This is a genomic window from Sodalis sp. RH24, assembly GCF_047324145.1.
GTDB lineage: Bacteria > Pseudomonadota > Gammaproteobacteria > Enterobacterales > Enterobacteriaceae > Acerihabitans.
The window spans coordinates 3,707,822-3,720,765 of sequence record NZ_CP178729.1 but is presented as its reverse complement, the minus strand read 5'-3'; the positions used below and the strand labels follow the sequence as shown (position 1 = coordinate 3,720,765).

The window sequence follows — 12,944 nt, the reverse complement described above, 5'->3', positions numbered from 1 at the left end:
GGCACCGGTTTAACGCTGAAAACTAATTAATGACGTTAAGTTTAACATCAATGTTATTGCGGGTCGCGTTGGAATACGGGCAGACCACATGCGCTTTCTGCACTAACGACTCGGCCAGGCCGCGATCCATGCCGGCTAAATGAATATCCAGCTGGGCTTCAATGGCAAAACCGGTCGGCACCGCGCCGATGCCGACCGTGCCTTCGATAAACGCGTCCGCCGGCAGCTTCACTTTCTCCTGCGCGGCGACATGTTTTAACGCACCCAGAAAGCAGGCGGAATAGCCGGCGGCGAACAGTTGCTCCGGGTTGGTGAATTCCCCGCCCGGGCCGCCCATTTCTTTCGGCACGCCCAGTTTGACATCCAGCACGCCGTCGGATGAGGTGGCCCGGCCATCACGCCCGCCGGTGGCTTTGGCTTTTGCGCGGTACACAACTTTTTCAATAGACATGGTTATTTCCCTCTTACGTTGTTGGATGATGCCTTCGCCGGACCGAGTGCCGGACGAAGATATATTGCAAGCGATTAAATCGCTTGCAACTTAAAAGCAGGGGCTTTATCCAGTATAGCCCATCGCGGTAGCCTGGTCGCCGCTCAGGCCCCCAGGGCGGTTACCACTGCGCCAGCTGGGCGCGCAGGGTTTGCAACTGCCGTTTTAAGTCGTTAAGCTTTTCTTCACTGCAGGCCGTGGCGCACAGGATATCGTCCGGCACAGTGCGCGCGGTTTCCCGTAATGCCCGGCCCTTGTCGGTCAGACGGATAATCACCTGGCGTTCGTCCGCCGCGGAGCGAAAGCGTCCGAGCAGGCCGGCGGTTTCCAGGCGCTTGAGCAGCGGGGTCAGCGTGGCGGAATCGAGATACAGCCGTTCGCCGATATCCGATACCATTACCTCGTCACGCTCCCACAGTACCAGCATAACCAGATATTGCGGGTAAGTGAGATCCAGCTTGACCAATAATTTGCGATAGACCTTGTTCAAGGCCAGGTTCGCCGAGTACAGGGCAAAGCAGAACTGCTGGTCAAGGGCTAAAGGCGTAGCCGTCGCTTTTGGGTCATCATGTTTCGTTTTCATGGTGTTATTATAAATAGCGCGCGATAGAATCGCAAGTTATTTTTTTGCCCACCTTCCCCCGTCTGGACTGGCGGCGCGGAAAACATACCGTGCGTTTTTGCTACACTTTTTATCGGTAAGTCGTTACCGTAACTTTTCACATCGATGATATCATTAGCAAACTTGCTATTAATCCTTACCTACTGCGTGTGACCCATGGAAGCCTGGAAGATCAATATCTTTTCCGTTTGGTTAGGCTGTTTTTTCACCGGCCTGGCCATGAGCCAAATCCTGCCTTTTTTGCCGCTGTACGTTGAGCAACTTGGCGTGCGATCCCATGAGGCGCTCAGCATCTGGTCGGGATTGGTATTCAGCGCGACGTTCCTGGTTTCCGCGGTAGTGGCGCCGCTGTGGGGCAGCCTGGCGGACCGGCGGGGGCGCAAGCTGATGCTGTTGCGCGCGTCGCTTGGCATGGCGGTGGTGATTGCGCTGCAGGGTTTTGCCAGTAATGTCTATCAGTTATTCCTGCTGCGGGCGCTGATGGGCCTGACATCAGGTTATATTCCCAACGCCATGGCGCTGGTGGCATCGCAGGTGCCGCGCGAGAAAAGCGGTTGGGCGCTCGGCACCCTTTCCACCGGCCAGGTGGCCGGCGTGATTGTCGGCCCGCTGCTCGGCGGCTTTATGGCCGATCACCTGGGTCTGCGGGTGGTATTCCTGGTGACGTCGGCACTGATGTTTACCAGCTTTCTGGTGACGCTGTTCTTGATTAAAGAGAAAACGGTTAACATCAAAAAAGCCGATCAGCTCAAGGGCCGGGCAATCTTTCATTCATTGCCCTATCCAGGCCTGATTTTCAGCCTGTTTATTACCACCATGATGATCCAGCTGACCAACAGCTCGATAAGCCCTATTCTGACTTTGTTTATCAAAGATATCTACAACGATACCGGCAATCTGGCGTTTATCAGCGGCGTGATCGCCGCCGTGCCGGGCGTGTCGGCGCTGCTGGCCGCGCCGCGCCTGGGCCAGTTGGGCGACCGCATCGGCACCTCGCGTATCTTGATGGCGGCGATGATGGCAAGCATAGCGCTGTTTTGTTGCATGGCCCTGGTGAAGACGCCCTTGCAACTGGGCGTGTTGCGCTTCTTGCTCGGGTTCACCGACGGCGCGCTGATGCCCGCCGTCCAGACGCTGCTGGTAAAATATTCCAGCGATAAAGTCACCGGCCGTATCTTCGGTTATAACCAGTCGTTTATGTATATGGGGAATGTGGTAGGGCCGCTCATCGGCTCCAGCGTCTCGGCGGTACTGGGCTTTCGCTGGGTGTTTTTATTCACGGCCTTGATGGTGCTGATCAATACGGTGCAGCTCTGGTCGGGCTTTCGCAAGATCCCCGCCAGGAACAGTTAAATCCAGGGATAACGGCCGCCCATTTGTACCACCATGATACCGGCGCAGATTGCCACAAAGAATAAAAATACCAGCAGAATTCGGGTCATCGCTTCGCTCCTTATCAATAGATTGCCTGTTTTTTGACCAGCCCTGTTATACTATAGCCGCGCCGGCCGAACCTGAAAAACATCTGTGCAAAAAAAAACGTTCGCCATCCCGTGCCCGTGCCGGCAGACATGCAAACAAGCTGGAGGCGGGAGCGATGGACGCATGTCCGCCACTCCCGCAAGCCGGGTTTTGCCATCAGACCCGTCTTAGCCCAAGCACAACATGCCCGGGATGTTATTTAAAAATGCGGAAACGTTCTTCATCGTCGATAAATGTTTTTTCGCCCGCCGCCTGCTCAATGGAGCCAAACGGCATTTGCGCGCGCAGTTTCCAGCTGTCCGGCAATTCCCAGGTGCGTTTAACCTCATCGTCAATCAGGGGATTATAATGCTGCAAGGTCGCGCCGATACGCTCCTGAGCCAGGGCCGTCCATACTGAAAATTGCGCAATGCCGGTGGAATGTTCCGACCAGATGGGGAAGTTATCGGCATAGGCGGCAAATTGCTTTTGCAAAACATCAATGACCTTGGTGTCTTCAAAAAACAGCACCGTCCCTTTGCCTGCGGCAAATGAGGCCAGTTTGGTTTCAGTGGCGGCGAAGGATTGCGCGGGCACAATCTTCCTCAGCGTTTCTTTAATGATATTCCATAATTTTTCATGCTGTTCACCAAAGAGCACGACAACACGGGAGCTTTGAGAATTAAAGGACGAGGGGCTATGTTTGACCGCGTCTTTCACCAGCGAGGCGATCTGGTCTTCCGATAGCGCGACATTCCTGCCGATGGCGTAAATTGACCGGCGGGCTTTGATGACGTCCAGAAATGCATTGCTCATAGATCTACTCCTGTTAAAGGGAAATTAATGAACGGCGGCTACATGCGGTTCATCGCACCGGCTAGCTTATGCCTTGTCGGTGTAATCTGTAAATCATTCGCATCATTCTCTCGATTAACTATGCTGATAAGACTTATTGCGGATCTTCATGGCATTAGCCCATGACCTACCAGACGAGCAGGAGCGATGATCTTATGACCATAGAAACCCTCGAGTTAAATGAAGCGGTGGGCGGCGTTCCCAACAGTCCGCTGCCCCTGGTCATCTATCGCCGCGTGATACCAGCGCAAACGCCCGATCCGGCGGCCTGGCTGGAACGTCATTTTGCCGCCAATGATTGGCCGGCCCAGTGGCGGTATATTATCTATAACTTCACCCATTTCCATTCCAATTGCCACGAGCTGCTAGGTGTTTACGCCGGCGAATCCCAGGTGCAGTTCGGCGGTGAAAGCGGGCCGGTCGTCACTTTGTCCCTAGGCGATGTGGTGCTGATCCCAGCCGGCGTCGGCCATAAAGCGCTGCAATCAAGCGAGGATTTTATGGTGGTCGGCGCTTATCCCAACGGCATGAACGCCGATTTATGCCGCGACGATCCCGCCAGGCTGGCCTCGGTGCAACAGCATATCGGGCAGGTGCCGTTACCGGCCACCGATCCGATCAGCGGCGATCGGGGCGGCATTACCACGCTATGGCATAATCCGGAACAAGCATAAGCCGGCGCAGAACAGGAGGAAACTATGTCTCGAGTCCAGGCAGTCGATCATTTGGTTATCAGCGTTAGCGATATTGCCGTTTCCAAGAAATTCTACAGCGGATTGTTTACGTTCCTGGGTTTTGACGTGATGGACGAAATGCCCGCGGCGATGGGCTGGAGCAACGGCACGACGCGCTTTTGGATTTACCAGGCGGACGAGCAGGGTAAAAAGCATCCTTATCGTAAAGGCGACGTGGGATTCCACCATTATGCCTGGTCGCTGAACAGCCGGCGGGACGTCGATGAGCTGCAGGCATGGCTGGAACACAACGGCGCCAGCATCGTCGACCCGGCCGGCGAATATTATGCGGACTATTATGCGGTCTTTTTCCTCGATCCCGACGGCCTGAAGCTGGAAGGCATGCATTACGGCAAACAGGAGTAATACGCGGCCGGGCAATGGACCCGCCTGTCATATAGCGGAACCTGGGCCATACTTAGGTGACCCCCACTCACAAGGAGAAATTCCTGATGAAAGAGATCGGCGCAAACGGCCAGGTGGATTACGTTGAGTTCAACGTCAGCGATATCCAGCGTGCCAAACAGTTCTATGGTTCGGCGTTCGGTTGGGCGTTTACGGATTACGGCCCGACCTATACCGAATTCTACGATGGCAGGATTACCGGCGGCTTTACCTCCACCGAGGCGATTACCCCGGGCGGCGGCCCGCTGGTCATTTTCTACGCCAGCGATCTGCCCGGCACGCTGAAAAAGCTGGAAGCCGCCGGCGCGGAAATCGTCAAGCCGATATTCGCCTTCCCCGGCGGGCAACGCTTTCATTTCAAGGATCCCGACGGCTACATATTAGGCGTTTGGACGGAAGATTAGCCGGCGCGGAAAATCTGCGATCCTCCTGTCAAAAATAAAACAGCGTTCTATTTTTGCGACGCCGTCATGCTACCCTATGGCATCAGGTCATGACTTCATAGGATAACAGGAGGAATTATGTCCAAGACAGTCGCCGTATTGCTGGCGAAGGGTTTTGAGGAAGCGGAAGCCATCATCGTAATTGATGTGCTGCGCCGCTTGGATATCAAGGTTGAAACCCTCTCATGTCAGGATAGGCTTGAGCTGGTGAGCTATCACCAGATCCGGATGTTCGCCGACGCCCTGCTTGAGCATCGCCGGGAGACGCTCTATGACGCGGTGGTGATCCCCGGCGGCCTTGAGGGTACGGTCAACCTGGCCGCCAATCCGCTGGTAACGGATTTTATCCGCCGCCACGATGAGGCTGGCAAATGGATTTGTCCGTTATGCTCGGCCGCGGCCCGGGTGCTGGGCGGCAACGATTTACTCAAGGGACGCCGCTATGTGTGCTCCGGCGATCTGCACCGGGGAGTCAGCGACGGCCGCTTTATTGATGAGAAAGTGGTCGAGGACGGCAACCTGCTCAGCGGTAAAGGACTGGGCGTCGCCTTTGATTTTGCCTTTTCCCTGGCCTATCGCCTCACCGGCGATCAACAAAAGACCGACTTCCAGGTTGAGCATATCTATTACGATTACTGGCGCACGTCAGCGCCGTTAGGCGGTATTGTCCCGAATTAGCCCGATCATGGCCGGATTTAGCCTGTTTATGTGCCCTACCCATGGGCACTATAGTGCTACAGCATTATCACGGAGTCCGGAAATGGCACAAAGCGCGTTATTGATTATCGATGTCCAGCAATCTTTCCTGCAGCGTCCCTTCTGGTCGGAAGACGACGTGCCCGCCTTTCAACAGGCGCTGCTGTCCCTTATCGCCGGGTGCCGGCAGCGCGGCGCGGCGCTGGTGGATATTTTCCATAACAGCGGCGACGGCCCCTTTAGCCCGCAGTCCGGCCTGGTAAAACCGCTGCCGTTCCTGACCCATACCGCCGACGCCACGTTCCACAAACATGTCCATAACGCCCTGACCGAATCCGGCCTGCGCGCATGGCTGGATGAGCGGGACATCAAGCACGTGATCATCGCCGGCATCCGCACCGAGCAGTGTTGCGAAACCACGGCCCGGGTGGCGTCGGACCTGGGGTATCGCGTCACTTTCGTGACCGAGGCGACGCTGACGTTTCCCATGACCCATGACGGCCGGACCCTGAGCAGCGCGGATCTCAAGCACCACACCGAAACGGTGCTTATCGACCGTTTCGCCGCTATCCGCACCGTGGCCGGCTGCCTGGAGGAACTGGAGCAAGCGTGATGCGTGATGTTTATTTCCTGGTATTGCCCCAGGTCATGGCGCTGGATCTCACCGGCCCGGCGGAGGTGCTGGCGCTGTCCGGCGCCTTCAGGCTGCACTACATCGGCCCACAGGAGGAGATTACCACCTCCATCGGCATGACCGTCAGCCGGATTGCGCCGCTGCCGGCCTCCCTGCCGCCGGACAGCATCGTGGTGCTGGCGGGTGTCGCCGACTCCCGCCAGCAGCTGGACAGCGCGCCGGCGCTGGAGGCGCAGCGGTGGCTGCGTGAGCGCCGATCATCCTTTCAGGATCGAACATGGACGCTGGTGTGCGTTTGCTCCGGGTCGCTGCTGGCCGGGCGGGCCGGCCTGCTGGACGGGTATCGCTGCACCACCCACCATGACGTGATGGAGCGCCTGCGCCAGCAGGCTCCCGCGGCCCTGGTCAAGGACAACCGGATTTTTGTCGAGGATCGGGGGGTATTTACCAGCGCCGGCATTACCGCCGGTATTGACCTGGCCCTGTACCTGGTCAGCCTGTATGTCGGGCCGCAGCAGGCCATGGCCACTGCCCGGGAAATGGTGGTTTATTTCCGCCGCGGCGGCGACGACCCGCAGCTTTCGCCCTGGCTGCGCCACCGTAATCACCTGCACCCGGCGGTACACCGCGCCCAGGACATCCTGGCCCATGAGCCGGAGGCGGAATGGCGCCTTGACGCGCTGGCGCGGCAGGTATTTATGAGCAGCCGCCATTTGACCCGGCTGTTCCGGGAACATCTAGGGCTTAGCGTCAGGGAATATCACGAACAGCTGCGACTGGCGGTGGCGCAGCAGCGTTTACAGCAGGGCCAGGGCATCGAGAAATCGGCGCTGGCCGCCGGTTTTTCCTCCAGCCGCCAGTTGCGCCGGGCGCAGCAGCGCTGGCAGGAATAACGCCCTGCCGGCATATCAACCCCGGATCCGGGATTTCAGCTGACCCAGCGGCGCACATCAACGCGCCGTAGCCCCGCCGCCAGCAGCAGGCTCACCAACAGCGTGGCGATAAACACATACATGATATCCAGCGGCGGCGCCGCTTTAAAATCCAGGCCATGGGTGCGGATAAAATGAATGATAAACGCATGAAAGCCATAAATAGCCAGCGAATAGCGCGAGATCAGGCGTAGCGGCGGCCACCATTGCCGCCGGCAGGCCTGTTTAAAAAATACAAACAGGCTGACGGCGCCAATACATACCAGGGGGCCGCAATAAAGGTAATAGGTATCGGCGAAGTCGCCATTAACGATCAGCTGCTTTTTCGTGCCCACCGCCACCAGCACGACACTGATAATAAACAGCGCCGCGGCGATCACGGGGATTTTTTTACCGCGCAGATCAAGCATACCCACGGCCCGGCCCAGCACCGCATACAAGATGTAATAAAACATATCGCCGCTGATAAACAGGTTTACCGGCAGCAAGGTTATATGGCCGCGATTGAACGTTACGGTGTTGGGATTGGCCATCACCGCCAGCAGCACTATTATCGTCGCCAGAAAACCGGCGGACACCGGTTTGATTTCGATCAGCGGCGACAGCAGATAAATGACCATCACCGCGTAGAAAAACCAAAGATGGTAGAAAACCGGCTTCTGCAAAGCCCCTTCCAGCGCCCGCGCCGCGTTGATGGGGGTAAAAAGCGCCATATACAGCAGCCCGATCAGGCTGTAAAACAGCAGGCATAGCCCCATGCGCAGGAAATGTCTGGCGCCGGCGCGCCTGGCGCCGAAAAAAAGAAAGCCCGATATCATAAAAAATAGCGGAACGGCAACCCGCGACGCGGAGTTAAGCACATTGGCCAGCAGCCAGTTGTGCTCACCGATGTCCAGGCCATGGGTAACATAAAACGAGGTGGTGTGGATCATTATCACCATCATGCAGGCCAGCGCACGCAGATTATCTATCCAGTCAATTCTTTTATCTTCGTCCACTCACTTCATCCCTATCCGCATTTTGTATGCATACGCTTAATCTTCAATATCTTAAAAATAGGCTATATATCTACAAATGAGGAAGCAAAGTAAAAAATGAATTATCCGGATGAAGGATAATTTCGGCCGGGGTTGCGTGGGATTTAAAATAAATGCAAAATAGCCGGCCAATGTTAAAAACATTGACGGATTATTTTGTTTTTAACTCTATATTTCAGCTGGTTATAATATGCAAAGCTCATTATCTCCCTCCGTTCGTTTAGGCCGGAGGGCGTTGCTATTTCCGTTATGCCTGGTGCTGTTCGAATTTGCCGTCTATATCGGCAACGACATGATCCAGCCGGGCATGATGGCGGTGGTCGCATCCTTTAATGCGGGCCGGGAATGGGTTCCGACCTCCATGACCGCCTACCTGGGCGGCGGCATGGTGCTGCAATGGCTGCTGGGGCCATTGTCGGATCGCCGTGGCCGGCGCCCGGTAATGCTGGCCGGGGTGATGTTTTTTATTGCCGCCTGCCTCGGCATTCTGCTGGCGCAAACCATTGAGCAATTTATGGCGCTGCGTTTTTTACAAGGGTTCGGACTGTGTTTTATCGGCGCGGTGGGCTATGCCACCATCCAGGAGTCGTTCGATGAAGCCACCTGCATCAAAATTACCGCGCTGATGGCCAACGTCGCGCTGATTGCCCCGTTATTAGGCCCGCTGGCCGGCTCCATTATTATCCAGCTGGCTTCCTGGCAGGTCATGTTCGTGCTGTTTGCCGGCCTCTCGGCCATCGCGCTGGCGGGCTTGTGGCGCGCCATGCCCGAAACCGCCTCGCGCCTGGGGGAGTCGTTTTCTCCGGGCGGCCTGTGGCGCGACTATAAGGTGGTGCTGACCAACCGCCAGTTCCTGTACGGCGCCATGGCCATCGGACTGGCCTGCCTGCCGTTGCTGTCCTGGCTGGCCCAGTCGCCGGTGATCCTGATGGGCGACGGGGGGATGACGCCGATGGAATACGGCTTGCTGCAGATGCCGGTGTTCGGCGCGCTGATCCTGGGCAACATCACCCTGGCGCGATTAAGCGGCCGGCGTACCGTGGATCGGCTGATCAAGCTCGGCGCCGCGCCGATCATCGGCGGGCTGGTGCTGGCCACCGCGGCCACCCTGTTCTCGCCCCACGCCTATCTGTGGATGACCGCCGGCATGAGCCTGTACGCCTACGGCATCGGCGTCGCCAACGCCGGCCTGTACCGGCTGACGCTGTTTTCCTGCGCCATGAGCAAGGGCACCGTGTCCGCCGCGCTGGGCATGCTGAACATTATGGTCTATACCCTGGGCATCGAACTGGCAAAAACGCTGTACGCCCAGGGTGGCAGCGGCCTGTTCAACCTGTTTAACCTGATAAGCGTGCTGGGCTGGTATACGCTGGTGCGGCTGTTTATCCGCCGCCGCGCATCCACGCTGACGTCCATTCCCACGCCCGCGCTATAAGCGTCAGCAAGAGAAAGGCCGGCAAAGGCCGGCCTTTGTCACCCTGGGGTTAAAACAGCCCCATCGGCTGATCGGAGTAGCTGACCAGCAGGCATTTGGTCTGCTGGTAATGCTCGAGCATCATCTTATGGGTTTCGCGCCCGATACCGGACTGCTTATAACCGCCGAAGGCGGCATGGGCGGGATAGGCATGGTAGCAATTGGTCCATACCCGGCCGGCCTGGATGCCGCGGCCCATTTTATAGGCCACGTTGCCGTCGCGGCTCCAGACCCCGGCGCCCAAGCCGTAATCCGTATCGTTGGCCAGCGCCAGCGCCTCATCCATATCCTTAAAGGTGGTTACCGCCAGCACCGGACCGAAGATTTCCTCCTGGAAGACGCGCATACTGTTTTTGCCGAACAAAATGGTCGGCTCCAGGTAGTAGCCCTCGGACAGTTGCCCCTCCATCTGTTTGCGCCGCCCGCCGGTGAGGATCTCGGCGCCTTCTTTTTTGCCGATATCAATATAGTTGAGAATGGTGTCCATTTGCCCCGAGGATACCTGCGCCCCCAGCTGGGTCCGGGCATCAAGGGGATTGCCGCTGCGGATGGCCTCGACGCGTTTTACCGCCCGCTCCATAAACCGCTCGTAAATCGATTCCTGCACCAGCGCCCGGCTTGGGCAGGTGCAGACTTCGCCCTGGTTAAAGGCAAACAGGGCAAACCCTTCCAGCGCCTTATCAAAAAACGCATCTTCCTGGCTCATGACGTCGGCAAAAAAGATATTCGGCGATTTGCCGCCCAGTTCCAGCGTGACGGGAATGATGTTTTGCGCCGCATAGCTCATGATGCGCTGGCCTACTTCCGTGGAGCCGGTAAAGGCCACTTTGGCCACCCGTTTTGAGGTGGCGAGGTATTCGCCGATTTCGGCGCCCGCCCCGTTGACCACGTTAATCACCCCCGCCGGCAGCAAATCCTGAATCAGCTCCATCATCACCAGGATGGAAAGCGGGGTCAGCTTGGCCGGCTTAAGGACGATACAGTTGCCGGCGGCCAGCGCCGGGGCCATTTTCCAGCAGGCCATCAGCAGCGGGAAATTCCAAGGAATAATTTGCGCCACCACGCCCAGCGGTTCATGAAAATGGTAGGCGACCGTATCGCCGTCGATTTCACTGATGCCCCCTTCCTGGGCGCGCGCGCAGGAGGCGAAATAACGAAAATGGTCGATAGCCAGGGGCACGTCGGCGGCGCTGGTCTCACGAATCGGCTTGCCGTTGTCCCAGGTTTCCACCGCCGCCAGCAGCTCGACGTTTTGCTCCAGGCGATCGGCGATACGCAGCATGATATTGGCGCGGGTCTGTACCGACATCGCGCCCCACTCCGCTTTCGCCTTATGGGCGGCATCCAGCGCAAGGTCGACGTCGTCAGAGCTGGAACTGGCGATTTCGCACAGCGGCAGGCCGGTTACCGGCGTCAGGTTGACAAAATAATCACCTTTTACCGGCGCGACCCAAGCACCGCCGATAAAGTTGTCGTAACGGGGTTTAAGTTCGAGCGGATAACCATATTCGCCGGGTATTAACCGGCTTGAGGGGGGATTGTAAGCCATGTTTTCTCCTAGACACTGTGACTTTACCAAGAGTGGGCTGGGCTGATAAACGCTATCCTTTAACGTTAGCCGCAGCGGACACCACGAGACAGGTAAGGAGGGAATGAATTTTAACTATTCGAGAGGGTTCACAGTTTGTGTCATAACATTTCAGTGCCATACAGTGCCGCTGCTACTGGCGGCGCAGTACGGGCAAAACTGGTGCGCGCAAACAGCCGTTCCGCCAGCGCCACCAGCATAGGCCGATTCACGCACCAGTTGGGCATCACGCGGCGATAATTGATAAACCCCAGCGTGCAGGCCACGGCAATATCGGCAAGCGTCAGGGTGGGGCCGTTAAGCCGCCTGCCCTCGTGGGCATGTTCCTCCAGCGCGTCCAGGCCGCGGCAGATTTTTGCGCGCTGGTTCAACAGCACGTTTTCATCGGGGCCGCCGCCGCGCCCGCATTCGCGGACGATGGCCATGGCCGCATCCGTCACGCCGTCGGCCAGCGCTTCAATTTGCCTCACCCGCAGCGCTTCCAGGCGATCGGCCGGCAGCAGCGGCGGTTCGGGATGGGCCAACTCCAGATATTCCGCGATGATGGGCGAATCAAAGATACCCTCGCCCCGCTCGTTAAGCAGTACCGGCACCTTGCCCAACGGGTTCACCGCCGTGACGCAGGCATCACGACCGTTAGGAGAGGCGCTGACCAATTCAAAGGCAATATCCTTTTCCAGCAGGATAACTGAGATTTTCCGCACGTAAGGACTGGTATAGCTGCCTAACAGTTTCATTGGTTCGCCTCCGGTGGCCGTGGTCGCACAAATCAGTATGGCTCATGACACAGAAGTTTAAGTTAGAGAAGCCGTATTTAATGGAATGACAACGTGCCCAAGATGTTGCCTACCAGGTCGTCATGAACGGCTGCGCCGGAGGTCGGCGTCAATACCTGGATGGTGATGACGCGATCCAGGTAAGGCGTTATCAGCAAGGTGCCCAGCATGGCTTTGCCCTGCATTTCTTGTTGGGAGTCGATGCGCAGGAATTTATGCTTATCCACCATTACCGGGACCTGGCCGGTTTTCCTGACATTCTTGAACTGGGTTTTCAGGCCCGACAGCGCGCCCTGCGCCATTTTATTAAATGCCGCGTCGCTGGTGTCGTTGGCATCGCCGTTGACCGTGCGCACCTCGCTGATGCCCACCGCCTGCGAATGCGCCCGGTTGGCGAACAGCTGGACCACCACGCCGGTATTTTGCGCGTTGGCGTCCTCCCGCGTCTGGTTAACAAAATCCTGCGGCAGTTGTAAGGTTATCTTGCCGTCCAGCAACGCGACCCGGACACTGTTTTTCAGTTCCGGCGCCGGCGCGGCGGCAGAAGAGGACGCCGCCGGCGCCGATGCCGCCGTAACGCCCAGCACCGATACGCCCGCCAGGGCGATCGCGGTCATAATCCTGATAATACGCCTTGCCATGTCAAACATCCTTCTCGCAATCAACGGAGTGGCCGCCAACGGCAGCCTGCTGTGAAAACATCGTTAAGCAAAAGCATAGCCCCTTTTTAAGCGCAGCGGCGCGCCACATGCGCATTTTGTTACCGCGCCGCCGGTGGAGTAGACTAGGGACATCAG

General features: G+C 57.4%; 15 protein-coding genes. 8 read left to right on the top strand and 7 right to left on the bottom strand.

Features of this window, described 5'->3' with window-relative positions; translation table 11 throughout:
- Positions 1-22: 22 nt before the first annotated feature.
- Positions 23-451, bottom strand: coding sequence for an organic hydroperoxide resistance protein (locus tag ACL2XG_RS16895; RefSeq protein WP_410012991.1), 429 nt, complete (start codon positions 449-451; stop codon positions 23-25).
- Between the two features lie 160 nt (positions 452-611).
- A complete protein-coding gene (locus ACL2XG_RS16890) occupies positions 612-1,073 on the bottom strand; it encodes a MarR family winged helix-turn-helix transcriptional regulator (RefSeq protein ID WP_410012990.1) in 462 nt (153 codons plus the stop codon).
- A gap of 195 nt (positions 1,074-1,268) precedes the next feature.
- On the opposite strand from ACL2XG_RS16890, the gene ACL2XG_RS16885 reads away from it, so the two are divergent.
- Complete coding sequence (locus ACL2XG_RS16885; RefSeq protein WP_410012989.1) at positions 1,269-2,465, top strand: multidrug efflux MFS transporter; 1,197 nt, start codon at positions 1,269-1,271, stop codon at positions 2,463-2,465.
- Between the two features lie 324 nt (positions 2,466-2,789).
- Here ACL2XG_RS16885 and ACL2XG_RS16880 read toward each other — a convergent pair whose 3' ends face one another.
- On the bottom strand, positions 2,790-3,389 hold the full coding sequence (locus ACL2XG_RS16880; protein ID WP_410012988.1) for a nitroreductase family protein: 600 nt from the start codon (positions 3,387-3,389) through the stop codon (positions 2,790-2,792).
- A gap of 194 nt (positions 3,390-3,583) precedes the next feature.
- On the opposite strand from ACL2XG_RS16880, the gene ACL2XG_RS16875 reads away from it, so the two are divergent.
- From ACL2XG_RS16875 to ACL2XG_RS16850, 6 genes are all read left to right on the top strand, one after another.
- Entirely contained in the window at positions 3,584-4,102 is a 519-nt protein-coding gene (locus ACL2XG_RS16875) for a cupin (protein ID WP_413721689.1), read from the top strand.
- A gap of 24 nt (positions 4,103-4,126) precedes the next feature.
- Positions 4,127-4,528 (top strand): VOC family protein, encoded by a 402-nt coding sequence (locus ACL2XG_RS16870; RefSeq protein WP_413721690.1) that lies wholly within the window; start codon positions 4,127-4,129, stop codon positions 4,526-4,528.
- A gap of 86 nt (positions 4,529-4,614) precedes the next feature.
- Positions 4,615-4,971 carry a VOC family protein gene (locus tag ACL2XG_RS16865; RefSeq protein ID WP_410012985.1) on the top strand — a complete coding sequence of 119 codons (357 nt, stop codon included), beginning with the start codon at positions 4,615-4,617 and terminating at the stop codon, positions 4,969-4,971.
- A 117-nt stretch (positions 4,972-5,088) separates the two neighbouring features.
- Positions 5,089-5,688, top strand: coding sequence for a DJ-1/PfpI family protein (locus ACL2XG_RS16860; RefSeq protein ID WP_410012984.1), 600 nt, complete (start codon positions 5,089-5,091; stop codon positions 5,686-5,688).
- An 82-nt stretch (positions 5,689-5,770) separates the two neighbouring features.
- Positions 5,771-6,319, top strand: a complete 549-nt coding sequence (locus ACL2XG_RS16855; protein WP_410012983.1) for an isochorismatase family protein — start codon at positions 5,771-5,773, stop codon at positions 6,317-6,319.
- Complete coding sequence (locus tag ACL2XG_RS16850) at positions 6,316-7,233, top strand: GlxA family transcriptional regulator (protein ID WP_410012982.1); 918 nt, start codon at positions 6,316-6,318, stop codon at positions 7,231-7,233. The genes ACL2XG_RS16855 and ACL2XG_RS16850 overlap by 4 nt, the downstream gene beginning before the upstream one ends.
- Before the next feature lie 35 nt (positions 7,234-7,268).
- Here the strand turns inward: ACL2XG_RS16850 and ACL2XG_RS16845 are convergent, their stop codons facing one another.
- Entirely contained in the window at positions 7,269-8,270 is a 1,002-nt protein-coding gene (locus tag ACL2XG_RS16845; RefSeq protein ID WP_413721691.1) for an acyltransferase, read from the bottom strand.
- A gap of 229 nt (positions 8,271-8,499) precedes the next feature.
- Here ACL2XG_RS16845 and ACL2XG_RS16840 point away from each other — a divergent pair, with 229 nt between their 5' ends.
- Positions 8,500-9,744 carry an MFS transporter gene (locus tag ACL2XG_RS16840; RefSeq protein ID WP_410012980.1) on the top strand — a complete coding sequence of 415 codons (1,245 nt, stop codon included), beginning with the start codon at positions 8,500-8,502 and terminating at the stop codon, positions 9,742-9,744.
- A 49-nt stretch (positions 9,745-9,793) separates the two neighbouring features.
- Here the strand turns inward: ACL2XG_RS16840 and ACL2XG_RS16835 are convergent, their stop codons facing one another.
- The 3 genes from ACL2XG_RS16835 to ACL2XG_RS16825 form a co-directional block, all read right to left on the bottom strand.
- Positions 9,794-11,332, bottom strand: coding sequence for an aldehyde dehydrogenase family protein (locus tag ACL2XG_RS16835; RefSeq protein ID WP_413721692.1), 1,539 nt, complete (start codon positions 11,330-11,332; stop codon positions 9,794-9,796).
- 140 nt (positions 11,333-11,472) lie between these two features.
- The gene (locus tag ACL2XG_RS16830; protein WP_413721693.1) at positions 11,473-12,108 is read right to left on the bottom strand and encodes a glutathione S-transferase; all 636 of its coding nucleotides are present in this window, start codon (positions 12,106-12,108) and stop codon (positions 11,473-11,475) included.
- Between the two features lie 77 nt (positions 12,109-12,185).
- Positions 12,186-12,788, bottom strand: coding sequence for a hypothetical protein (locus tag ACL2XG_RS16825; RefSeq protein WP_413721694.1), 603 nt, complete (start codon positions 12,786-12,788; stop codon positions 12,186-12,188).
- Between the last annotated feature and the right edge of the window lie 156 nt (positions 12,789-12,944).

Coding starts and splice junctions, on each gene's coding strand:
- ACL2XG_RS16895 (WP_410012991.1), bottom strand. CDS start 451: ATGTCTATTGAAAAAGTTGTGTACCGCGCAAAAGCCAAAGCCACCGGC.
- ACL2XG_RS16890 (WP_410012990.1), bottom strand. CDS start 1,073: ATGAAAACGAAACATGATGACCCAAAAGCGACGGCTACGCCTTTAGCC.
- ACL2XG_RS16885 (WP_410012989.1), top strand. CDS start 1,269: ATGGAAGCCTGGAAGATCAATATCTTTTCCGTTTGGTTAGGCTGTTTT.
- ACL2XG_RS16880 (WP_410012988.1), bottom strand. CDS start 3,389: ATGAGCAATGCATTTCTGGACGTCATCAAAGCCCGCCGGTCAATTTAC.
- ACL2XG_RS16875 (WP_413721689.1), top strand. CDS start 3,584: ATGACCATAGAAACCCTCGAGTTAAATGAAGCGGTGGGCGGCGTTCCC.
- ACL2XG_RS16870 (WP_413721690.1), top strand. CDS start 4,127: ATGTCTCGAGTCCAGGCAGTCGATCATTTGGTTATCAGCGTTAGCGAT.
- ACL2XG_RS16865 (WP_410012985.1), top strand. CDS start 4,615: ATGAAAGAGATCGGCGCAAACGGCCAGGTGGATTACGTTGAGTTCAAC.
- ACL2XG_RS16860 (WP_410012984.1), top strand. CDS start 5,089: ATGTCCAAGACAGTCGCCGTATTGCTGGCGAAGGGTTTTGAGGAAGCG.
- ACL2XG_RS16855 (WP_410012983.1), top strand. CDS start 5,771: ATGGCACAAAGCGCGTTATTGATTATCGATGTCCAGCAATCTTTCCTG.
- ACL2XG_RS16840 (WP_410012980.1), top strand. CDS start 8,500: ATGCAAAGCTCATTATCTCCCTCCGTTCGTTTAGGCCGGAGGGCGTTG.
- ACL2XG_RS16835 (WP_413721692.1), bottom strand. CDS start 11,332: ATGGCTTACAATCCCCCCTCAAGCCGGTTAATACCCGGCGAATATGGT.
- ACL2XG_RS16830 (WP_413721693.1), bottom strand. CDS start 12,108: ATGAAACTGTTAGGCAGCTATACCAGTCCTTACGTGCGGAAAATCTCA.
- ACL2XG_RS16825 (WP_413721694.1), bottom strand. CDS start 12,788: ATGGCAAGGCGTATTATCAGGATTATGACCGCGATCGCCCTGGCGGGC.